The following is a 21,130-nucleotide window of genomic DNA, read 5'->3' as shown; positions in this document are numbered from 1 at the left end:
CCGCACGACGACGGCAAGGCGTTCCCCCGATGGCCGATACCGACACGCGAGACGATCGAGGACACGAGGCGCCCCCACTGTTCTCGGCGACGATCACCCCGCACCGCTCGCTCGCGCCCTCGGGCGCGCGGTTGGTGCTCGTCCTGTGCTGCCTCGCGGCGGTGGGATCGAGCATCCCATTCATCGTTCTCGGAGCCTGGCCCGTCGCCGGCTTCCTCGGCCTCGACCTCGTGGCGCTCGCCATCGCCTTCAAGGCGAGCTTCCGCTCGGCCAAGGGCTTCGAGGAGGTGGTTCTCACGCCTCTCGAGCTGCTCTTCCGAAGGGTAACGCATCGCGGCGAACGCTCCGAGCGGCGCTTCAACCCGCTCTGGACGCGCCTCGACCGCGAGCACGACGAGGATTACGGGCTGATGGCGGTCGCCCTCGTCTCCCGCGGGGAGCGGGTCGTCATCGCGCGCGATCTGTCGCCGCCCGAGCGCGCGGACTTCGCGGACGCGTTCGGGGACGCGCTGGCGCGGGCGAAGCGGGGCTCGTGACGAACCGGGGCGCCGGTCAGGGCTCGAACGCGGCGTCCGGATCGCGCGCCAGCGTCTCGAAGCAATGCGCGCGCATGCGCTCGGTGAGCACCTGGATGTCGCGGCCCTCGAGCGTCTGCGGCGCGATCGGCTTGCCGAAGTGGATGTCGAATCGCTGGCCGGTCTTGTTCAGAAGCTCGTAGAAGACGGTCATGTCGCGCAGCTCGGTCGAGACGCGCGCGAGGAAATGGAACAGGCCGGAATTGCGCGCGCCCATGTGGATCGGCACGATCGGCGCGTCGTAGCGGCGCGCCAGGGCCAGCGCCGAGGACATCCAGGGCCGCTCGCACAGGCGCTTCTCGTCGTCGTTCCAGTAGGCGAGCCGACCCGAGGGGAAGAGGACCACCGCGCGCTCCTCGTCGAAGGCGCGGGTGGAGAGGCGGATGGTCTCGCGCGTCTTCTCGCGGGTCTTGAAGGCGGAGCGCCACTCGACCGGCACGATGATGTCGGCGAGCCGCGGGTTGAGGCGAATCGCATCGCGATTGGCGAAGATCGAGAGGTCGCGCCGGCGCCCCTTCACCGCATCCCAGAGCGCCACGCCGTCGGCGATGCCGGTGGGGTGATTCGAGACGATGACGACCTTCCCCGCCGCCGGCAGGTTGTCGGCGTTGCGCGTGCGCACGTCGAGCTTCAGGCGCTGCGACAGATGCTCGAACACGGCGTCCGCCGGCATGGGCGCGATCGTCTCGGCCATGCGCACCGCTTCCGGATAGCGCAGCACGCCCTCGACGAGCGGCTTCGCCGCCGGCCACCACCGGGCCTCCATGATCCTCTGGCCGCGCTCGGCGATGAGCGCGTCGACGATCTTCTGCGCATCGGAACGCGTGTCGACGCGGCCCACCAGCGCCTGGAGGCGCGCCTGCGTGCGGGACATGAGCTTCATCGTCGGGTCGCCCCCTCGCGCTCGGCGCCGGGCTCGCCCGGCGGTGCTGATCGTGACTCCTGCCCGTCATGTTTGACAAGTGCATGACGCCGCGCAGCGCTGGCGTGCATGTCGCACGTGCGCGCCGGGCATGGCAGAGGACCCCGTCTCGCGGAGCCGCAGCGCGCGAGGCTAGAGCGCACGGGCGAGGCGTCGAGCGATACGCGCGAAGGCGGCTTCTCGTTCCTCCGGCGTGCGGCATGACAGGAGACCGGCCTTGCGGCGCGCGAAGAGCGAGGCGAGCCCGTGCGCCTGCGCCCAGACCATGGCGGCCGCCTCCTCCAGCTCGGACGCGTCCCGGCCGCGCACGGCGAGAACCGTGGCGACCGTGTCCTCGAGGACGCTGAACGCGGCCTCCGCCGCCACCCGCCAGGCGGGATCGCTGCGGTCGGGGCGGCTCGAGGCGAATTGCAGGTCGAACATGGCCGGATTGTCGCTCGCATAGGCGACGTAGGCGCAGGTGATCGCCGCGAGCCGCGCCGCCGGCTCGTCCCCCGCCGCGTCCGCGCGGGCGCGCATCGCCGCCGCGAAACGCTCGAAGGAGAGCGCCGAGAGCGCGGTGAGGAGCGCGTCGGCGCTGGCGAAATGGTGCGCCGGCGCCGCGTGGCTCACGCCGGCGCGGCGCGCGACGGCGCGCAGCGAGAAGCTCTCGACGCCGTTCTGCGCGAGCTCCGCCTCGCCCGCGGCGAGCAGCGCCGCGCGCAGGTCCCCGTGATGATAGCCGCCGCGCCCGCGGGCCGTCGCGGGGGCGATGCCGGACGCATCGTTCATGACCGCTCGATAGCCGTTGCGCTTGACGGCGTCAAGATTAGTCTTGACGCCGTCAAGATAAGCCCTACCCTGCCCCCGCCCCGACCGACGCAGCAGGAGCCCCGCCATGGATCCGTCCGCCCTCGATCCGGAGACCCTGTTCGCCCTCTCCGGCCCGGTCGCCCTCGTCGGCTGGCTGGCGCTCCTCCTCGCGCCGCTCGCGCCGCGCCTCGCCGACGTCCTGGCCGGCATCGCGATCCCGGCGCTGCTCGCCGTCGCCTACACGGGCCTCGTGCTCGCGTTCTTCTCGGGCGCGCCCGGCGGGTTCGATTCGCTCGCGAACGTCATGGCGCTGTTTACCGATCCGCACGTCGCGCTCGCCGGCTGGCTGCACTACCTCGCCTTCGATCTCCTCGTCGGCGCCTGGATCGTGCGCACCGGCCGCACCGCGGGCATGCCGCATTGGCTGATCCTGCCGGCGCTGCCGCCGACCTTCCTGTTCGGCCCCGCCGGCTTCCTCGTCTTCCTCGCCCTGCGCACGACCTGGAGCGCCGTCTCCGGCCGGCGCGCAGCCCGCGACACTGTTCCCGGAGCCCCCCGATGACCCCCGCCACCGCCCTCCCCGCGCAGAGGCTCGCGCCCGTCCGCGAGCGAGACGCCTGGGTCCGCGACGCCGCCGCGCACGCGCCGGTCTACGCCGCGACGGCGCTGCTCCTCGCGCTGGCCGTCGCGCCGCTCCTCGCCGCCGCGGCGCTCGACGGGCGCGTCGTCGCGGGCGCGGCGTCGGCGGCGGCGTGGACGAAGCCGCTCAAGTTCGCCGTCGCGCTCGCGCTCTACGCGGGCACGCTCGCGCTCTTCATGCGCTACGTGCCCGAGCGGGTTCGCGACGCGCGCTGGCACCGCATCTTCGTCGGCGTGGTGGCCGCGTGCATCGCCTACGAGATGATCTGGATCGTCGGCGCCTCCGCGGCGGGCATCCCCTCGCACTTCAACCTGGCGAGCCCGCTGATGGCGACCGCCTACCAGCTCGCGGGGCTCGGCGCGGTGATCCTCACCAGCGCGAGCCTCGTCGTGGGCCTCGCCATCGCAGGGAACCGCGCGACCGGGCTCCCGCCCGCCCTGAAGCTCTCGCTCGTCTGCGGCCTGGTGCTGACCTTCGCCGCGACGGTCCCGGTCGCCGCCTACCTCTCCTCGCAGGCCGGCCCCTTCGTCGGCGGCGCGGGCGCCGCGCCCGCCTGGACGTGGCCGATCGTCGGCTGGGCCGGCGACCGCGGCGACCTGCGCGTCCCCCACTTCCTCGCCACCCACGCGATTCATGTGATCCCGCTCGTCGGCCTCGCCGCGGTGGCGCTGCGCGGCCGCGCCGGCGGCCGCGGGCTGGTGATCCTCGGCACGGCCGCCTACGCCGGCCTGATCGCCTGGGCGTTCATCGAGGCGCGCGCGGGGAGGCCGTTCCCGTCGCTGCCGATCGGTTGAGATCGATCCGCGGACGAAAGCCGTTACGCGCTCCCCTCTCCCGCTTCATCCTCGCCCCACACGACCGCTTGCCCCCGCCCCCGGAGCGTCTATACCGTCCTCTCATGCCCGACGCCCGACCCCGCTACCCGCATCGCCACCTCCTCGGCATCGAGGGCCTCTCGCCCCTCGACATCGAGGCGTTGCTGGATGCGGCGGACGAAGCGGTGGAAGTGTCGCGGCGGGTGGAGAAGAAGAAGTCCACTTTGCGCGGCCGCACGCAGATCAACCTGTTCTTCGAGCCCTCGACGCGCACGCAGGCCTCCTTCGAGCTCGCCGGCAAGCGGCTGGGCGCCGACGTCATGAACATGGCGGTGGCCTCCTCCTCGGTGAAGAAGGGCGAGACCCTCGTCGACACCGCGGCGACGCTCAACGCCATGCACCCGGACATCATCGTCGTGCGCCACCATTCCGCGGGCGCGGTGCACCTCCTCGCCCGCAAGGTCGATTGCGCGGTGGTCAACGCCGGCGACGGCGCGCACGAGCATCCGACCCAGGCGCTCCTCGACGCGCTGACGATCCGCCGCAACAAGGGCCGCATCCAGGGGCTGACGGTGGCGATCTGCGGCGACATCCTTCATTCGCGGGTGGCGCGCTCGAACATGATCCTGCTCGCCGCGCTGGGCGCCAAGGTGCGGCTCGTCGCGCCCTCGACGCTGCTGCCCGTCGGCATCGAGGCGCTGGGCTTCCCCTGCTTCTCCGACCTGCGCCGGGGAATCGCGGGCGCCGACATCGTGATGATGCTGCGCCTCCAGCGCGAGCGCATGCACGGCTCCTTCGTGCCCTCGGTGAAGGAGTACTTCCGCTACCACGGGCTCGACGCCGAGAAGCTCTCCCACGCCGCCCCCGACGCGCTCGTGATGCATCCCGGCCCGATGAACCGGGGCGTCGAGATCGCCTCCGACGTCGCCGACGGCGCGCAGTCGCTCATCCGCGAGCAGGTGGAGATGGGCGTGGCGGTCCGCATGGCCGTCCTCGAGGCGCTGGCCTCGCATCTGCCGAACGGGTGAGACCATGGCTGCATTGATGATCCTCGTCGCCGGGCCCTACCGCTCCGGCACGGGGGACGACCCGGCGAAGATCCAGGCGAACGTCGACGCGATGACCGACACGGCGCTCGCGCTCTTCCGTGCGGGCCACCTGCCGGTGCTGGGCGAATGGTACGCGCTGCCGCTGATCGAGCGGGCGGGCTCGACGGGCATCGGTGACGCGGTGTTCGACGAGATCTTCCATCCGATCGCGCGGCGCCTCGTCGGCAAGTGCGACGGCGTGCTGCGGATCGGCGGACCGTCGGCGGGCGCGGACGACATGGTCACGACGGCACGGGCGCACGGCTGCCGCGTCTTCCATTCCCTCGACGAGATCCCGAGCGCCCGATGACGAGCCTCGTTCTCCAGGACGCCCATCTCGTCGATCCCGAGCGGCTGCGCGAGGGCCGCGGCTCGGTGCGCGTCGAGAACGGCGTGATCGCCGACGTCGTCTGGGGCGCCGCGCCGCCGGCGCCGGAGGGCGCGCGGGTGATCGCCTGCGACGGGCGGGTGCTCGCGCCGGGCCTCGTCGACATGCGCGCCTTCGTCGGCGAGCCGGGCGCCGAGCACCGGGAGACGCTGGCCTCGGCGAGCGAGGCCGCGGCCGCGGGCGGGGTGACGACGCTCGTCACGATGCCCGACACCGATCCAGCCGTCGACGAGCCGGCGATCGTCGACTACATGCTGCGCCGCGCCCGCGACACGGCCGTCGTGCGCGTGCTCCCCGCCGCCGCCCTCACCAAGGGTCGCGAGGGCAAGGAGATGACCGAGTTCGGCCTCCTCGGCGAGGCCGGCGCCGTGGCCTTCACCGACGGGGCACGCTGCGTGACGAACGCGCGCGTGATGCGGCGCGCCCTGCTCTACGCCCGCGACGTCGGCGCGCTCGTGATGAACCATTGCGAGGACCCCGACCTCGTCGGCGACGGGGTGATGAACGAGGGCGAGCTCTCCGCACGGCTGGGCCTGCTCGGCATCCCCAAGGAGGCCGAGACGATCGTGCTCGAGCGCGACGTGCGCCTCGCCCGGCTGGCGGGCGGGCGGCTGCACGCGCCGATGCTCTCGTGCCCCGATTCCCTCGAGATCGCGCGCCGCGCCAAGGATTCGGGCATCGGGCTGACCTGCGGCGTCTCGATCAACTCGCTCACCTTCAACGAGAACGACATCGGCGGCTACCGCACCTTCTTCAAGCTTTCGCCGCCCCTGCGCGGCGAGGAGGAGCGCCAGGCGCTGATCGAGGCGCTCGTCGAGGGCACGCTCGACGTGATCGTCTCCGACCACGACCCGCAGGACGTCGAGACCAAGCGCCTTCCCTTCGCGGAGGCGGCGAACGGGGCGATCGGCCTGGAGACGCTGCTGTGCGCGGGTCTGCGCCTCGTGCAAGCCGACCGCATCTCGCTGCCCGCGCTCGTGGCGGCGATGACCTCGCGCCCCGCCGAGATCCTCGGCCTGGAGCAGGGGCGGCTCTCCCGCGGCGCACCCGCCGACCTGATCCTGTTCGACCCCGACGAGCCCTGGGTGCTCGACAAGGCCGACCTCAAGTCCCGCTCGAAGAACTCGCCGTTCGACGAGGCGCGCATGGAGGGCCGCGTCCATCTCACGCTCGTCGCCGGGCGGGTGGCCTACGCGGGCGCGCCTTGAGCCGGCGTCGGATGCCTTCCCGTCGCACGAGCGCGCTCGATCGAAGCGTGCGATACGTCGATGCCGTGCGCTGCGGCTCTCCCCTCTCCCTCGTGGAGAGGGGTCGGGGGTGTGGGGCGTGCAGGATGATCTCGCCTCCGATGCCGATCTGCAACGCGCTCTCCGCCTCCTCGGCCACCGGTCCGCGCTGCCCGACGCCCCACACTCCTAGCCCCTCTCCACGAGGGAGAGGCGAATCGCGGCGCGTCCGTCATCGGCGAAGACGCCTGTCCCGCGGCCGCGCCGGCGCCACGAATCCTCCCGCGAAGAGACGCCCATGATCGTCGAATCCATGAACTGGGGCCTCGCCTGGCCCTACTATCTCGGCGCCCTCCTCCTGGGCTACCTCGCCGGCTCGATCCCCTTCGGCCTGCTGCTCACCAAGGCGGCGGGGCTCGGCGACGTGCGCAAGATCGGCTCTGGCAACATCGGCACGACCAACGTGCTGCGCACGGGCCGCAAGGACCTCGCCGCGGCGACGCTCCTCGGCGACGCGCTCAAGGGCACGCTCGCCGTGCTGATCGCCTGGCAATGGGGGCCCAATACCGCCGTGATCGCCGCCTTCGGCGCCTTCCTCGGCCATTGCTACCCGGTCTGGCTCGGGTTCAAGGGCGGCAAGGGGGTGGCGACCTACATCGGCGTGCTGTTCGGGCTCGACTGGCGGATCGGGCTCGCGTTCTGCGCCGCGTGGCTGCTCGTCGCCGTCACCACCCGCTACTCGTCCCTCTCGGCCTTGGTCGGGAGCCTGACGGCACCACTCGCATTGTGGTACGTCGGCGAGCGACAGATGGCGGAGCTTGCAATTTTCCTCACAATCCTGCTCTGGTGGAAGCATCGCGAGAACCTGAGACGGTTGCTCGCCGGCTCCGAGAGCAGGATCGGGGGGAAATGACGGCACCTTTCAGCGACGACCAGCTGTTCGACTGGCTGCGCCTGATCCGCAGCGAGAACGTCGGCCCGCGCACGTTCCGTGCGCTCGTCAACCAGTTCGGCGGCGCGCGTGCGGCGCTCGACGCCCTGCCGGACCTCGCCCGCAAGTCCGGGCGCGGACGCCTGCGCATCGCGAGCGCGGGCGAGGTCGAGCGGGAGTTGCAGGCGGCGCGCGCGGTGGGCGCGCGCTTCCTCGCCTCCGCCGGGCAGGGCTACCCGAAGGCGCTGCGCGCCGTCGACACCGCCCCGCCGGTGATCTGCGTGCGCGGCGCGGTCGAGGCTCTGGCCGCGCCGTGCGTCGCGATCGTCGGCTCGCGCAACGCCTCCGCTGCGGGCCTCACCTTCGCGGGACGCCTGGCGCGCGAGCTGGCGGACGCCGGGTTCGGCATCGTCTCGGGCCTCGCCCGGGGCGTCGACACGGCCGCCCATCGCGCGGCCCCGGCGGCGACGATCGCCGTGCTCGCCGGCGGGCTAGGCCGCGTCTACCCCTCGGAGAACGAGCCGCTCCTCGCGCGCATCCTCGACGAGGGCGGCGCCGTCCTCTCCGAGATGCCGTTCTCCTGGGAGCCGAAGGCGCGCGACTTCCCGCGCCGCAACCGGATCGTCTCGGGGCTGTCGCTGGGCACCGTTGTGGTCGAGGCGGCACGGCGCTCGGGCTCGCTAATCACCGCGCGCTTCGCCAACGAGCAGGGCCGCATCGTCTTCGCCGTCCCCGGCTCGCCCCTGGACCCGAGGGCGGAGGGCGCCAACGCGCTGATCCGCGAGGGCGCGACCCTCTGCGCCACCGCCGATCACGTCGTCTCGGCACTGATGCCGCTGGTGGATGCGAACTGGATCGAGAGCCTGGAGGCGCGGGAAGTCTCCGGCGAGATCGCGGCGGAGGCGCTATGGGACGAGCTCGACTGGCTCGATTTCGGCGTGCCGCTGCCCCCGCCTCCGAGCGCGCCCCTCGTCGGCGTCGACCTCGAGGAGGCCTCGCCGGACGCGGCGGCCGTCTTCGGGGACGCGGCGGACCCCGAGGCCCGTCTCCTCGCGCTGCTCGGGCCGGCACCGGTCGGCATCGACGACCTCTCGCGCCAATCGGGCCTGCCGATCGGGGCGGTGAACCGAGTGCTCACGGAGCTCGAGCTCGCCGGCCGGCTCGAGCGCCACGGCGGCACGGGCGTCTCGCTCACGCCCCGAGGCGCATAGCCGCCTCGCCCGTATGCACGACGATCATCTGGACGCCCGGGCACTGGCCTTGGAATCCGCCTTGCGCTCGGCCTTCACCAGCTCCTGCGCCTCCATCCGCGCCATCTCCAGGAAATAGGCGAGGAGATCGAGGTCGGAGCGGCGCGCGATCTCACCCAGCTCTGCGGTGATCGCGCCGATGTAGCGGGCCGCTTCCTCGCGCGAGAGCGGCGCGCCGCGTCCGCCACCTTGGGCCGTCCCGGATGCGATGTCGTGATTCTCGGTCGAGCTCATTATCCAATTCCAGACTGACAGATGCATGCGCAGAGCGCTCGTGCAACCTATTCGAGCCCGGGTACTGGTTACAGCAAAAAGTTGATCATCTCCAGGACGTTTTTTCGTGCATCCTCACAATGCGAGAAGCGTGATCATGACGGGCATCGTCAGCATGGCCGCCAGGGTCTGGAGCGTGATGATCTCCGCCATCAGCGGCGCGTCGCCGCCCATCTGCTTGGCGAGGATGTAGCCGCCGCTGGCGGTCGGCACGCTCGACGCGATCGCCACGACGACGAGATCGTCGCCGAAGACGCCGAGAAACCGCGCCAGCGTCACCGCCACGACGGGCAGGAGCACCATCTTCGCAGCGATCGCGAGCCAATGCGCGCGCCCCGGCCGCGCGAGACGGCGCATGTCGAGCCCGGCGCCCACCACGAGGAGGCCCGCGGCGAGGGCCGCAGCGCCGAGGATCTCGACGAAATCGAGCGCCACGGCGGGCAGGACGAGGCCGGTCGCGTTGATCGTGACGCCGATGGCCGAGGACCAGATGAAGGGATTCGTGACGATCGCGACCACGATGTCCCGGGCGCTCTGCGGCGGGCCTCCGGCGAATCGCACGAGGACGCCGATCGCCATGAGGTTCAGGAGCGGGATCATCACCGCGATGGCGACCGCCATCAGGGCGAGGCCCCGCTCGCCGTAGAGGCTCCCGGCGACGGCGAGCGCGACGAAGGTGTTCCAGCGCGTGGAGCCTTGGAAGACCGATGTGAAGCTCGGCCCGGAGATCCCCGCGCGGCGCTCGAGCGTCCCGCGTGCGGCGAGGAGGCCGCCGGCGTTGACGAGGATCGCCGCGACGAGCGCCGCGCCGACGCCCCCGACCGGCACCGTCGCGAGCTCCGCCCGCGCCAGCGTCGCGATGATGATGGCGGGGAAGAAGACGACGTAGGTCACCTTCTCGAGCCCCGGCCAGTGCTTCTCCTCGACGAACCCCGTGACCCGCGCCAGCCAGCCGGCGGCGATGACCAGGAAGACCGGGACGAGCGAGGCGAGGACGCTGGACATCTGGGAGGCTCGGGGGAGCTCGGGGCGAGCACGGGTGCGCGCGCCGCGGGCGGGATGCTCGGCTGTGTCGGGCCCGGAGTGCGCAGCTGTCAAGCGCGCCCCCGCACGCGCCGATGCGTGTATCCGAGCCGCGCGGCGGAACCGTCGCCGTCGCGGGCCGGTTTGCGCACGAGCCGCCGCGACACGGAACCGGAGCGCGGCGGCCCTGCAGGAGGTCCCGTGCCCGATCTGACCGACGTCTCGCTCGCCTGGATCATCGGCGGCTTTCTCGTCAGCGCCGCCGTCATCGCGATCGCCGGCACGCTGCTCGCCGCGCGCGCCGACATCCTGGCGGACCGGATCGGCTGGGGCGAGGCCCTCGTCGGCGCGGTGTTGCTCGGCGGCTCGACCTCGCTCCCGGGAATCCTCACCTCGGTCGTCGCCGCGCTCGAGGGCTACCCGAGCCTCGCCATCGCCAACGCGGTGGGCGGCATCGCGGTGCAGACGGCGTTCCTGGCGGTGGCGGACCTGTTCTATCGCCGAGCCAACCTCGAGCACGCGGCGGCGTCGGCCGCCAACCTCTCCCAGGGCGCGCTCCTCGTCACGCTGCTCGCGGTGCCGGTCGCCGCGGCCGCGGGGCCGGACTGGACGGTGCTCGGCGTCCATCCCGCGACGCTGATCATCCTGTTCGGCTACGCCTACGGCATCCGGCTGGTGAAGATCGCCAAGGAGGAGCCGATGTGGTTCCCGCGCATGACGCGCGAGACCCAGGACCTCGACAAGGAAGCCGAGGAGAGCGCGCAGTCGCCGGACGGGCAGCGCCCGCTCGGGCGCCTGTGGGCGGAGTTCGGCGTGCTCGTCGCCTTCGTCGCCGCGGCGGGCCTCGGCATCAGCCAGACCGGCATCGCCATCGCCGAGCGTACGGGCATCGCCGAGACGGCTGTGGGCGGCCTGATGACGGCGGTCGCGACGTCGCTGCCGGAGCTCGTCACCTCCGTTGCCGCGGTGCGCCGGGGAGCGCTCACGCTCGCCGTCGGCGGCATCATCGGCGGCAACGCCTTCGACACGATCTTCCTCGCCTTCGCCGACGTCGCCTACCGGGACGGTTCGCTCTATCACGAGATGGGTTCCGCCGACACGTTCGTGATCGCCGCGACGATCGTGATGACGGGCGTGCTGCTGATCGGACTCGTGCGGCGGGAGAAGGCGGGGCCCGGCGGCATCGGCTTCGAATCGGCGACGATCCTCGTCCTCTACGCCGTCGCGGCCACGATCATGGCGACGACCTGAACGTGGCGGCGGAACATTAGCCGGGCGGTGGATCTTGGCTCGGGAGACGGACCGCGATCCCGGTCGAGAGGACCACCGCCATGACGCAGAACGAGCACGACCGCGCCCGCCCCATCCCGGAGGAGGACCTCGACGAGAGCCGCCTCGAGCGCGCCCGCGCGCCGCGCGAAGGCGAGAAGAGCCTCGGAGACGAGGCCGTCGCCCACGCGCAGTCGCTCCCGGATCACCGCGAGCCGGGCGCGACCGGGGAGGAGGCACGAACCGGGCGCGGCACCCGCAGCCGCGAGGAGATCGTGCGCGACGGCGCGAACGCCGCCGGCTCCGCCGCCCAGGTCGGCAAGCCCCTCGCGCCACGCGGCGGGCGGTAGACGAGAGAGACTCTCTCTCCGGCAGCGGCGCGCACGAGACCATCCCTCTCGTGCGCGGGCCGGATACGGCCTCCCTCTCCCGGATGCGTCGCTAGCCTGAGCGTCACGCTCTGCGACCCATCGAGGAGGCTCCCATGACCGCGCACGTCTCGCGCCCTGACCGTCATCCCGCCCTCGCCACGCTCGCCGACAAGCGCCTCGTGCGCGAGCTCTCCTACGTGAACGGCCGCTGGGTGGCCGGCGCGGCCGGCGAGGGCTTCGCGGTCACCGATCCCGCGAGCGGCGCCCGGCTCGGCTGGGTCACGGCGCTCGACGCCGACGAGACCGACGCCGCCATCGCGGCGGCCGGGGCGGCACAGCCCGCATGGGCGGCGCTGCCGCCCCGCGAGCGGGGCGATCGTCTGCGCGCCTGGCATCGCCTGATCCTCGCGGCGAAGGAGGACCTCGCCCTCCTGATGACGCTCGAGCAGGGCAAGCCGCTCGCCGAGGCACGCGGCGAGATCGACTACGCCGCCTCCTTCGTCGACTGGTACGCGGCGGAGGGCGAGCGCATGGGCGCGGAGACCTTCGCGAGCCACAAGGCCGACGCGCAGACGATCGTGACGCGCGAGCCGGTCGGTGTCGTCGCCGTCGTGACGCCCTGGAACTTCCCCTGCGCCATGGTGACCCGCAAGGCCGCCGCCGCGCTGGCCGCCGGCTGCACCATCGTCGCCCATCCCTCGCACCACGCCCCCTTCTCCGCCCTCGCGCTGGCGGAGCTCGCCGAGCGCGCGGGGCTTCCCGCCGGCGTCCTCAACGTCGTGACGGGCGACGCGGAGACGATCGTGGGGCGCCTCTCGGACGACGATCGCGTCGCCGCGCTGAGCTTCACCGGATCGACGGAGATCGGCCGGCGCATCGCCGCGCGCTGCGCGCCGACGATGAAGCGCCTCGTCATGGAGCTGGGCGGCCACGCGCCGCTGATCGTCTTCGAGGACGCCGACGTCGAGCGCGCCGTCGCGATCGCGATGGACGCGAAGTTCGCGACGTCCGGCCAGGACTGCCTCGCGGCGAACCGCATCTACGTGCACGAGGCGCTCGCGGAGCGCTTCCTCGCTCGCTTCGCCGAGCGCATCGCCGCGCTGCGCGTCGGCCCCGGGCTCGAGCCCGGCGTCGCGATCGGCCCGATGATGCACGATCGCGCCGTCGCGAAGATCGCCGCACAGGTCGCCGACGCCCGCGATCGCGGCGCGCGCGTCCTCGTCGGCGGGAACCCGCACCCGCTCGGCGGGCGCTTCGTCGCCCCGACGCTCCTCGCCGACGTGCCCGACGACGCGCTGATCATGCGCGAGGAGACCTTCGGGCCCGTCGCGGCCGTGACCACCTTCCGCGACGAGGCGGAGGTCGTCTCCCGCGCCGACGCCTCCGACTACGGCCTCGTCGCCTACGTCGTCACCCGCGACGTCGGCCGGGCGCTGCGCATGACGCGGGCGCTGCGGGTCGGCATGGTGGCGATCAACCGCGTCTCCATCACGGGCGCGCCGATCCCATTCGGCGGCGTCAAGCAGTCCGGGCTCGGACGCGAAGGTGCCCGCGCGGGGCTCGAGGCCTTCACCGAGCTGAAATACGCCTGCATCGACCTCGGCTGACGAGCCGCCGCGCGCACGACGATCATCGCTTCAGGAGAACTCCGATGAACCTCCACGACAACCAGCTCGCCGCCTGGGACCGCGACCACTTCTTCCATCCCTCGACCCACATGGGCCAGCACGCCCGCGGCGAGAGCCCGAACCGCATCGTGGTGGGCGGCGAGGGTTGCACGATCGTCGATCGTGACGGTAGGCGCTCGCTCGACGCCTTCGCCGGCCTCTACTGCGTCAACGTCGGCTACGGCCGCACCGAGATCGCCGAGGCGATCTCGCGGCAGGCGCACGAGCTCGCCTACTACCACGCCTATGTCGGCCACGGCTCCGAGCCGGCGATCCGGCTCGCCAAGATGATCGTCGAGCGCGCCCCCGCGCACATGAGCCGGGTGTATTTCGGCCTCTCCGGCTCGGACGCGAACGAGACCAACATCAAGCTCGTCTGGTACTACAACAACGTGCGCGGCCGGCCGCAGAAGAAGAAGATCGTCTCGCGCTGGCGCGGCTACCACGGCTCGGGCGTGATGACGGGCTCGCTCACCGGCCTCGATCTCTTCCACAAGGCCTTCGACCTGCCGATGGCGCCGATCCTGCACACGCAGGCGCCCTACTTCTTCCGCCGTCCGGACCTCTCGATGACCGAGGAGGACTTCTCGGACTTCTGCGCCGCCGAGCTCGAGGCGCTGATCGAGCACGAGGGGCCGGACACGATCGCCGCCTTCATCGGCGAGCCGCTGCTCGGGACCGGAGGGATCGTGCCGCCGCCGAAGGGCTACTGGGAGAAGATCGGCGCGATCCTCCAGCGCCACGACATCCTGCTCGTCGCCGACGAGGTGGTGACGGGTTTCGGCCGGCTCGGGACCATGTTCGGCTCGGAGCACTACGGCATGCGGCCGGACCTGATCACCATCGCCAAGGGGCTCACTTCCGCATACGCGCCGCTCTCGGGCTCGATCGTCGGGCAGGAGATGTGGGACGTGCTGGTGCAGGGCTCGGACGCGATGGGACCGATCGGCCACGGCTGGACCTATTCCGCCCATCCGCTCTGCGCGGCGGCGGGCGTCGCGAACCTCGCGCTCATCGACGAGCTCGGTCTCGTCGAGAACGCGCGCACCGTCGGCGCGCATTTCCGCGGCGCCCTCGCCGATGCGCTCGCCGGGCACGCCAAGGTCGGCGAGGTGCGCGGGGACGGGCTGCTGGCCGCCGTGGAATTCGTCGCGGACAAGGAGCGTCGCACATTCTTCGAGCCGCAGGCCAAGGTCGGCGCGCAGGTCGCCGCGGCGCTCGCGGCCCGCGGCGTCATCGCCCGCGCCATGCCGCAGGGCGACATCCTCGGCTTCGCGCCGCCTCTGTGCCTCACCCGCGAGGAGGCGGACACGATCGCGACGGCCGCCGCGGGCGCCGTGCGCGAGGTGCTCGGCTGAGCCGCGCCCCGATCGGCGGGCCTCAGTAGAGCCCGCCGGTCCCCCCGCCGATCGCCTGCAGCGCGTCCGGCGGCACGAGCGTGCCGTCGCCGCCGTCGGGGCCGTAGCCGACGATGGCGTAGTTGTCCGGCGGCGCGGTGCCGGGCTTGAAGGCCTCGAGGATGACGTTGCCCTCGCCCGCGCCGGCGCGCAGCCCGCTCCCCGCGTTGACCGGGATGAGCTTGATGCCCGGCGGCACGCGGAATGGTGTCGCCGGCTCGTCGGCGAGCGCCATCTCCATGAAGTCGCCGAAGATCGGCGCCGCATAGCCGCCGCCGGTGACGCCGCGGCCGAGCGGGCGGGGCTGGTCGAAGCCGATGTAGACGCCCACCGCTAGATCCGGCGAGAAGCCGACGAACCAGACGTCCTTCGCCTCGTTGGTCGTGCCGGTCTTGCCCGCGAGCGGCCTGCCCACGCGCTGAAGGGACGTCGCCGTGCCGCGCTCGACGACGCCCTCCATCATCGAGGTGATCTGGTAGGCGGTGAGCGGATCGAGCACCTGCTCGCGGTCGTCCAGGAGCTGCGGCTCGTCCTGGCCCTGCCAGGCCTGCGCCTCGCAGCCGACGCAGTCGCGCGTGTCGTGGCGGAAGATCGTGTCGCCGTGCCGGTCCTGGATGCGGTCGATCAGCGTCGGGCGGATGCGCTTGCCGCCGTTCACGAACATCGAGTAGCCGGTGACCATGCGCAGCACCGTGGTCTCGCCGGCGCCGAGCGACATCGACAGGACGGGCAGCATGTCGTCGACGACGCCGAAGCGGCGCGCGTACTCGACGACGAGGGGCATGCCGACGTCCTGCGCGAGGCGCACGGTCATCAGGTTCTTCGAGCGCTCGATGCCGTATCGCAGGGTGCGCGGGCCGGCGGGGCGGCCGTCGTAGTTCGTGGGCGACCACGCCTCCGCACCGGCCGCCTGGATGGTGATCGGCTCGTCGAGCACGATCGACGAGGGCGTGTAGCCGTTGTCCAGCGCGGCCGCGTAGACGAAGGGCTTGAACGAGGAGCCCGGCTGGCGCAGCGCCTGGGTGGCGCGGTTGAACTCGCTCTGATCGTAGGAGAAGCCGCCGACCATCGCCTTCACGCGGCCGGTGTGCGGGTCCATCGCGACGATCGCGCCCGAGACCTGCGGCACCTGCCGCAGGCGGTAGCCGCCCGCGTCCTGCCGCTCGATGTAGACGACGTCGCCCACGTCGAGGGCGCCGTCCACCGATTGCCCGGTCCAGCGCACGCCGTCGGCGTTCAGCGTCCCCGTGCCGCGGGCGGGGTCCACCGCGCCGGAGATGTCGACCTCGGGCCGCAGGCCTATCGTGGCGCGGCCGTCGGCGATCTCGAGCACGACGGCGAGCTCCCAAGGCTGCACGTCCGCGAGCGGTCGCACCCCGGCGAGCGCCACGCCCCAGTCCGCCGCCGCGGCGAGATCGAGCGTCTCGACCGCGCCGCGCCAGCCCCCGCGCTCCTCGTCGTAGCGCACGAGGCCGTCGATCAGCGCCTTGCGCGCCATGGACTGCATCTGCGGATCGAGCGTGGTGCGGATCGACAGGCCGCCCTCGTAGAGCGTCTCGTCGCCGTAGCGCGAGGCGATCTGGCGGCGCGCCTCCTCGACGAAGTAGCCCGCGCCGAGCAGGTTCGGCGAGATCCGCCGCGTGGTCACGTCGAGCGGCTCGGCCTTGGCGGCGTCCGCCTCGGCCTGCGTGACGAACCCGTTGTCGAGCATGCGGTCGATCACCCAGTTGCGCCGGCCGATCGCGGCCTCGCGCTGGCGGAACGGGTGATAGTTGTTGGGCGCCTTCGGCAGCGCCGCGAGATACGCGGATTCGGCGAGCGTCAGCTCGTGCACGGACTTGTCGAAATAGTCGAGCGCCGCCGCGGCGACACCGTGCAGGTTGCGCCCGGGCACGATCGTGCCGAGGAAGATCTCGTTGAGGTAGAGTTCGAGGATCTGGTCCTTGGTGAACGCCGCCTCCATGCGCAGCGCGATCAGCGCCTCGCGGATCTTGCGCTCGTAGGTCTGCTCGCTCGAGAGCAGGAAGTTCTTGGCCACCTGCTGGGTGATGGTCGATGCGCCCTGCGTCGTGCCGGTGGAGACGTTCGTCACCACCGCACGGGCGATGCCCTCGGGGTCGATGCCCACGTGGGAGTAGAAGTTCTTGTCCTCGGCCGAGAGGAAGGCGTTGATCAGCTGACGCGGGATCGTGCCGATCGGCAGGTAGAGCCGGCGCTCGTTGGCGTATTCCGCCACGAGCGTGCCGTCGGCTGCGTGGACGCGGCTCATGACGGCGGGCTCGTACTCGGCGAGCTGGGCGTGGTCCGGCAGGTCGCTGGAGAAGTGCAGGTACCCGACCGCGAGCGCGGCCGCGCCGACCAGGAAGGCGACGAAGCCCGCGCTGAACAGGATGCCGAAGAATCGCAGGACGATGCGCATGCAGGATCCGATCCATCATGGCCAGCGCCGCACGATGCGCCGGCCGATCTCGCGAAGACTAGCCCATTGCGCCGCGCGGCGGAATCGCCGCGGCGCGTCGCCTTCGATCGCGGCCGAGAGACCAGCGATCTATGGTGAAACTGCGGCGGCGTCCGCCCTGTGGCCGAGCCGCGGCGCGAAGAAGCGGTCGATCGACGCCGTCATGGCGGCGGTGGCGCGGTCCTTCCACGCCTCCGACGTGAGAAGCTCGATGTCGCGCCGGCTCGACAGGTAGCCGAGCTCGACGAGCACGGAGGGCACGTCGTGGGCGCGCAGCACGACGAAGCCCGCCTGCCGGTGCGGGTTCTTGTTGAGCCGCGCGACGCCGTCCATGCCCTCGACGAGGGTCGTGGCGAAGACGTGCGAGTAGCCCCGGGTCTCCCGCGCGGCGAGCTCGCGCAGGATGTCCGCCACCTCGTCGCGCGCCTCCTGCGTCTCCACGCCCGCGAGCGCGTCGGCGCTGTTCTCGCGCGCGGCGAGGGTCGCCGATTCGCGGTCGGAGGCTTCGTCGGAATTGGTGTAGACGGTGAGACCGCTCACCTGGGGCGCCGACGAGATCGAATCGGCGTGGATCGAGACGAACAGGTCCGCCTGCGCGCGCCGGGCGAAGCCGACCCGCTCCCCGAGCGGCACGAACACGTCGGTCTCGCGGGTCATCAGCACGCGGAAGCGCCCGCTCTCGGAGAGCCGCTCGCGCAGGCGCTCGGCGAAGGCGAGCACGATGTCCGCCTCCTCGACGCCGCCGGCTGCGATCGCGCCGGGGTCGATGCCGCCGTGGCCGGGGTCGATGACGATGGTCGGGCGCGGGTCCGCGGGCGCCGGCTCGGGGGCGATGGCGGGACGCAGCGAGGCCGTGCGGAACGCATCCGCATCGCCGTCGACGCGCGCCGCGAAGGCGTCGGCGTCGATGGCGGCGAGGGTGAGCGTGAGGAGATGCGCGCCGTCGTCGCGGGCCGTCACCACGACGTCCGTCACGGTCGCGGGGCCGGCCAGCGCGATCACGACACGCGCCCGGTCGGCGGCGAACAGGCCCCAGCGCATGGAGGCGACGAGGCCGCCCGCGCGCGCGCCCTCCTCCGCCGGGATCTGGAAGTTGACCCTCGGGAGGTCCAGCACGATGCGGTCGGGCCGATCGATGGCGAAGACCCGCGGCTCGACGGGGGCGCTCAAGGTGAAGACGAGACGCGTCTCGGCGCCGGCGTGCTCGATCGCGGCGGCGATCGCCACCACGTCCGCCGCACGGGACTGGGTGGGCGCGAGCAGGGTGGCGAGGACGGCGAGCGCCGCGAGGGCCAGCGCGAGAGGGAACGCCCAGATGCGCATCGCGGCCGCCCGCGGCTCGCGGTGAGCCCCGGCGCTCGTGCAGGTCCGTGCTCCCGGCCGCGCCACGCGCATGCCCTTCTCCCAGCATCGTCCGCGCCACCCGAGTCGCGCTCGGCGGCGGCCACGCCGTCCTACCCGATAGGCGGGCGGTGGTTAACGGTTCCTTGCGAAGCACGGTTGCGTGCGTCCGGCGCGTGATTTTCGTGCAACAGGTGTCTGCCGTCTTGCCAAAGGCGGGGCCTTCTCGGTAATGGAAGAGACCCCGTCCGGCTTTGCCGAATCCGGCGGCGTCGCGCGGAGCCGGCCTCATCGCCCTCCGTCGGCGCGCCGAGGCCCTTCGCGGAGCGGAGCGCCAGACACCGGGACGACACCGGGATCCGGTACACCGAGATCCGGGCGGCGGTCGCAAGGGCGCGGCGCGAGCCGTGCCTCCAGCGCGATGACCGGCATGGTCCGGCCCATCGAATTCGAAGAGGACCATCGGGCATGGACGCACGCACGAGGACGGATCTCCCTCTCGTCGACGTGCTCATCCCCGCGCGCACCGCCACCGACGCGTCGCTCCCCGCGACGGGCGAGGCCGGCTCCACGCACGCGACGCTCGATTCCAGGCACACCCACCCGTCCCAACCCACGCGCGCCCGCTCCGGGCGCCCAGCGGCGCACGGCCCGACGTCCCCCACCCCCGCCCCGACCCTCCGGATGCCGCGCCTTCGCGCGCGCCCGGCGGCGCGATCGCGGGGAGGCGGCGCGGCGGCCGGCGCCATGTCGAGAGTTTTCCATGGCGAACAAGATGCTGATCGACGCCTCGCACCCGGAAGAGACCCGGGTCGTGGTCGTTCGCGGATCGAAGGTCGAGGAGTTCGACTACGAGTCCGCCAATCGCAGGCAGCTGCGCGGTAACATCTACCTGGCGAAGGTCACCCGGGTCGAGCCGTCGCTGCAGGCGGCCTTCGTCGAGTACGGCGGCAACCGGCACGGCTTCCTCGCCTTCAGCGAGATCCACCCGGACTACTACCAGATCCCCGTCGCCGACCGACTGGCGCTGATCGAGGACGAGGCGAAGGCCGAGCGCGAGCGCGAGAGCGAGGAGGAGAAGCGCTCCAAGCGTCGCTCGCGCACCCGCAAGGCCAAGGGCGACGAGAGCACCTCCGAGGACGCCTCCGACGACGAAGCCGAGGGCGGCGACGACGAGGACAACGTCGAGCAGCTCGGCGGCGACGCGCTCGAGGAGATGCCGGAGCGCTCGCGCACCCCCCGCCGACAGTACAAGATCCAGGAGGTGATCAAGCGCCGCCAGATCCTGCTCGTGCAGGTCGTAAAGGAGGAGCGCGGCACCAAGGGCGCGGCGCTGACCACCTACCTCTCGCTCGCCGGCCGCTACTCGGTGCTGATGCCCAACACCGCCCGCGGCGGCGGCATCTCCCGCAAGATCACGAGCGCGGACGACCGCAAGCGCCTCAAGACCATCGCCCAGGACCTCGAGGTGCCGGAAGGCATGGGCGTGATCCTGCGCACGGCGGGCGCCTCGCGCACCAAGGTCGAGATCAAGCGCGACTTCGAGTACCTGATGCGCGCCTGGGAGAACGTGCGCGAGCAGACGCTCACCTCGACGGCGCCGTCGCTGGTCTACGAGGAGGGCTCGCTGATCAAGCGCGCCATCCGCGACCTCTACAACAAGGACATCGACGAGGTCATCGTCTCGGGCGACGACGGCTACCGCGAGGCCAAGGACTTCATGCGCATGCTCATGCCGAGCCATGCGAAGGCGGTGAAGTCCTACAAGGAGGCGACGCCGCTGTTCGCGGCCTTCGGCGTCGAGGCGCAGCTCGACGCGATGTTCTCCAACCAGGTCTCGCTCAAGTCCGGCGGCTACCTGGTGATCAACCCGACCGAGGCGCTGGTCTCGATCGACGTGAACTCGGGCCGCTCGACCCGCGAGCACAACATCGAGGACACCGCGCTCAAGACGAACCTCGAGGCCGCCGACGAGGTGGCCCGCCAGCTCAGGCTGCGCGACCTCGCGGGGCTCATCGTCATCGACTTCATCGACATGGAGGAGAAGCGCAACAACCGCTCGGTCGAGAAGCGCCTCAAGGACGCGCTCAAGACCGACCGGGCGCGCATCCAGATCGGCCGGATCTCCTCCTTCGGCCTGCTCGAGATGTCGCGCCAGCGCATGCGCACGGGCGTGCTCGAGAGCTCCTCGGTGATCTGCCCCACCTGCGCCGGCTCCGGCTTCGTGCGCGCGACACCCTCGGTGGCGCTGTCGCTCGTGCGCGGCATCGAGGAGACGCTGCTCAAGGGCGCGACGCACAACCTGAACGTCCGCACCCACTTCGCGGTGGCCTTCTACGTGCTGAACCAGAAGCGCGTGCACCTGCGCGAGCTCGAGGAGCGCTTCGGGGTGACGATCACGATCGTCGTCGACGAGACGCTGGAGCACGCCTCCGCCTACGCCATCGACAAGGGCGAGCCCGCCGTCGGCGCCGCCGGCCGCGCCACCGGCGTCAAGGCCGAGACGGTGCGCACCATCGAGATCGAGGAGCCGGAGGCCGAGGCAGAGGCCGAGGTCGACGAGGCCGAGGAGCCCGAGGAGAAGCCCGAGCGCGCCGAGCGTGGCGACCGGGAGGAGCGCGAGGCGTCCGGCGACGGCCGCAAGCGCCGCCGCCGGCGCCGGCGCCGCGGGCCTGTCGATGGCCAACCGGCTGGCCGCGCTTCT

19 protein-coding genes are annotated in these 21,130 nt (G+C 72.1%); 13 read left to right on the top strand and 6 right to left on the bottom strand.

Going from position 1 to position 21,130, the window contains the following annotated elements; translation table 11 throughout:
• The first annotated feature begins 29 nt into the window (after nucleotides 1-29).
• Complete coding sequence (locus ACTZWW_RS17440) at nucleotides 30-536, top strand: DUF2244 domain-containing protein (protein WP_444782245.1); 507 nt, start codon at nucleotides 30-32, stop codon at nucleotides 534-536.
• A gap of 16 nt (nucleotides 537-552) precedes the next feature.
• On the opposite strand, the gene ACTZWW_RS17435 is transcribed toward ACTZWW_RS17440, so the two are convergent.
• Together ACTZWW_RS17435 and ACTZWW_RS17430 are read right to left on the bottom strand one after the other, a co-directional pair.
• The gene (locus tag ACTZWW_RS17435) at nucleotides 553-1,458 is read right to left on the bottom strand and encodes a GNAT family N-acetyltransferase (RefSeq protein ID WP_444782244.1); all 906 of its coding nucleotides are present in this window, start codon (nucleotides 1,456-1,458) and stop codon (nucleotides 553-555) included.
• 171 nt (nucleotides 1,459-1,629) lie between these two features.
• Complete coding sequence (locus ACTZWW_RS17430) at nucleotides 1,630-2,268, bottom strand: TetR/AcrR family transcriptional regulator (RefSeq protein WP_444782243.1); 639 nt, start codon at nucleotides 2,266-2,268, stop codon at nucleotides 1,630-1,632.
• Nucleotides 2,269-2,374: 106 nt separating this feature from the next.
• Between ACTZWW_RS17430 and ACTZWW_RS17425 the strand changes: the two genes are divergently transcribed.
• From ACTZWW_RS17425 to dprA, 7 genes are all read left to right on the top strand, one after another.
• Nucleotides 2,375-2,851, top strand: coding sequence for an ABA4-like family protein (locus ACTZWW_RS17425; protein ID WP_444782242.1), 477 nt, complete (start codon nucleotides 2,375-2,377; stop codon nucleotides 2,849-2,851).
• On the top strand, nucleotides 2,848-3,723 hold the full coding sequence (locus ACTZWW_RS17420) for a hypothetical protein (RefSeq protein ID WP_444782241.1): 876 nt from the start codon (nucleotides 2,848-2,850) through the stop codon (nucleotides 3,721-3,723). Before ACTZWW_RS17425 ends, ACTZWW_RS17420 begins: the two co-directional genes overlap by 4 nt.
• 104 nt (nucleotides 3,724-3,827) lie before the next feature.
• Nucleotides 3,828-4,772, top strand: a complete 945-nt coding sequence (locus tag ACTZWW_RS17415; protein ID WP_444782240.1) for an aspartate carbamoyltransferase catalytic subunit — start codon at nucleotides 3,828-3,830, stop codon at nucleotides 4,770-4,772.
• A 13-nt stretch (nucleotides 4,773-4,785) separates the two neighbouring features.
• On the top strand, nucleotides 4,786-5,142 hold the full coding sequence (locus tag ACTZWW_RS17410; protein WP_444782259.1) for a DUF4406 domain-containing protein: 357 nt from the start codon (nucleotides 4,786-4,788) through the stop codon (nucleotides 5,140-5,142).
• Entirely contained in the window at nucleotides 5,139-6,428 is a 1,290-nt protein-coding gene (locus tag ACTZWW_RS17405) for a dihydroorotase (RefSeq protein ID WP_444782239.1), read from the top strand. The genes ACTZWW_RS17410 and ACTZWW_RS17405 overlap by 4 nt, the downstream gene beginning before the upstream one ends.
• A 316-nt stretch (nucleotides 6,429-6,744) precedes the next feature.
• Nucleotides 6,745-7,359: a glycerol-3-phosphate 1-O-acyltransferase PlsY gene (plsY, locus tag ACTZWW_RS17400; protein WP_444782238.1), complete on the top strand. Its 615-nt coding sequence runs from the start codon at nucleotides 6,745-6,747 to the stop codon at nucleotides 7,357-7,359.
• Entirely contained in the window at nucleotides 7,356-8,588 is a 1,233-nt protein-coding gene (gene dprA, locus ACTZWW_RS17395) for a DNA-processing protein DprA (protein ID WP_444782237.1), read from the top strand. Before plsY ends, dprA begins: the two co-directional genes overlap by 4 nt.
• A gap of 24 nt (nucleotides 8,589-8,612) precedes the next feature.
• On the opposite strand, the gene ACTZWW_RS17390 is transcribed toward dprA, so the two are convergent.
• Both ACTZWW_RS17390 and ACTZWW_RS17385 read right to left on the bottom strand, forming a co-directional pair.
• Nucleotides 8,613-8,861, bottom strand: a complete 249-nt coding sequence (locus tag ACTZWW_RS17390; RefSeq protein ID WP_444782236.1) for a hypothetical protein — start codon at nucleotides 8,859-8,861, stop codon at nucleotides 8,613-8,615.
• Nucleotides 8,862-8,975: 114 nt separating this feature from the next.
• Nucleotides 8,976-9,905 (bottom strand): AEC family transporter, encoded by a 930-nt coding sequence (locus tag ACTZWW_RS17385; protein WP_444782235.1) that lies wholly within the window; start codon nucleotides 9,903-9,905, stop codon nucleotides 8,976-8,978.
• A 219-nt stretch (nucleotides 9,906-10,124) separates the two neighbouring features.
• Here ACTZWW_RS17385 and ACTZWW_RS17380 point away from each other — a divergent pair, with 219 nt between their 5' ends.
• The 4 genes from ACTZWW_RS17380 to ACTZWW_RS17365 all read left to right on the top strand — a co-directional run bounded on the left by ACTZWW_RS17380 (nucleotide 10,125) and on the right by ACTZWW_RS17365 (nucleotide 14,588).
• Entirely contained in the window at nucleotides 10,125-11,174 is a 1,050-nt protein-coding gene (locus tag ACTZWW_RS17380) for a sodium:calcium antiporter (RefSeq protein ID WP_444782234.1), read from the top strand.
• Between the two features lie 80 nt (nucleotides 11,175-11,254).
• Nucleotides 11,255-11,542 (top strand): hypothetical protein, encoded by a 288-nt coding sequence (locus ACTZWW_RS17375; protein ID WP_444782233.1) that lies wholly within the window; start codon nucleotides 11,255-11,257, stop codon nucleotides 11,540-11,542.
• Between the two features lie 134 nt (nucleotides 11,543-11,676).
• The gene (locus tag ACTZWW_RS17370; protein ID WP_444782232.1) at nucleotides 11,677-13,170 is read left to right on the top strand and encodes an NAD-dependent succinate-semialdehyde dehydrogenase; all 1,494 of its coding nucleotides are present in this window, start codon (nucleotides 11,677-11,679) and stop codon (nucleotides 13,168-13,170) included.
• Between the two features lie 44 nt (nucleotides 13,171-13,214).
• Nucleotides 13,215-14,588: an aspartate aminotransferase family protein gene (locus ACTZWW_RS17365; RefSeq protein ID WP_444782231.1), complete on the top strand. Its 1,374-nt coding sequence runs from the start codon at nucleotides 13,215-13,217 to the stop codon at nucleotides 14,586-14,588.
• A 22-nt stretch (nucleotides 14,589-14,610) separates the two neighbouring features.
• Here ACTZWW_RS17365 and ACTZWW_RS17360 read toward each other — a convergent pair whose 3' ends face one another.
• Both ACTZWW_RS17360 and ACTZWW_RS17355 read right to left on the bottom strand, forming a co-directional pair.
• Complete coding sequence (locus ACTZWW_RS17360) at nucleotides 14,611-17,046, bottom strand: penicillin-binding protein 1A (RefSeq protein ID WP_444782230.1); 2,436 nt, start codon at nucleotides 17,044-17,046, stop codon at nucleotides 14,611-14,613.
• 129 nt (nucleotides 17,047-17,175) lie between these two features.
• The gene (locus tag ACTZWW_RS17355) at nucleotides 17,176-18,480 is read right to left on the bottom strand and encodes an N-acetylmuramoyl-L-alanine amidase (protein WP_444782229.1); all 1,305 of its coding nucleotides are present in this window, start codon (nucleotides 18,478-18,480) and stop codon (nucleotides 17,176-17,178) included.
• A gap of 709 nt (nucleotides 18,481-19,189) precedes the next feature.
• Between ACTZWW_RS17355 and ACTZWW_RS17350 the strand changes: the two genes are divergently transcribed.
• A partial coding sequence (locus ACTZWW_RS17350; RefSeq protein ID WP_444782228.1) for an Rne/Rng family ribonuclease occupies nucleotides 19,190-21,130 on the top strand: 1,941 nt, incomplete at its 3' end.

Source organism: Salinarimonas sp. NSM (assembly GCF_052380005.1).
In the GTDB taxonomy this organism is placed as follows: Bacteria; Pseudomonadota; Alphaproteobacteria; order Rhizobiales; family Beijerinckiaceae; genus Salinarimonas.
The sequence above is the reverse complement of the archived record's forward strand: the minus strand, read 5'-3'. Positions and strand labels throughout refer to the sequence as shown.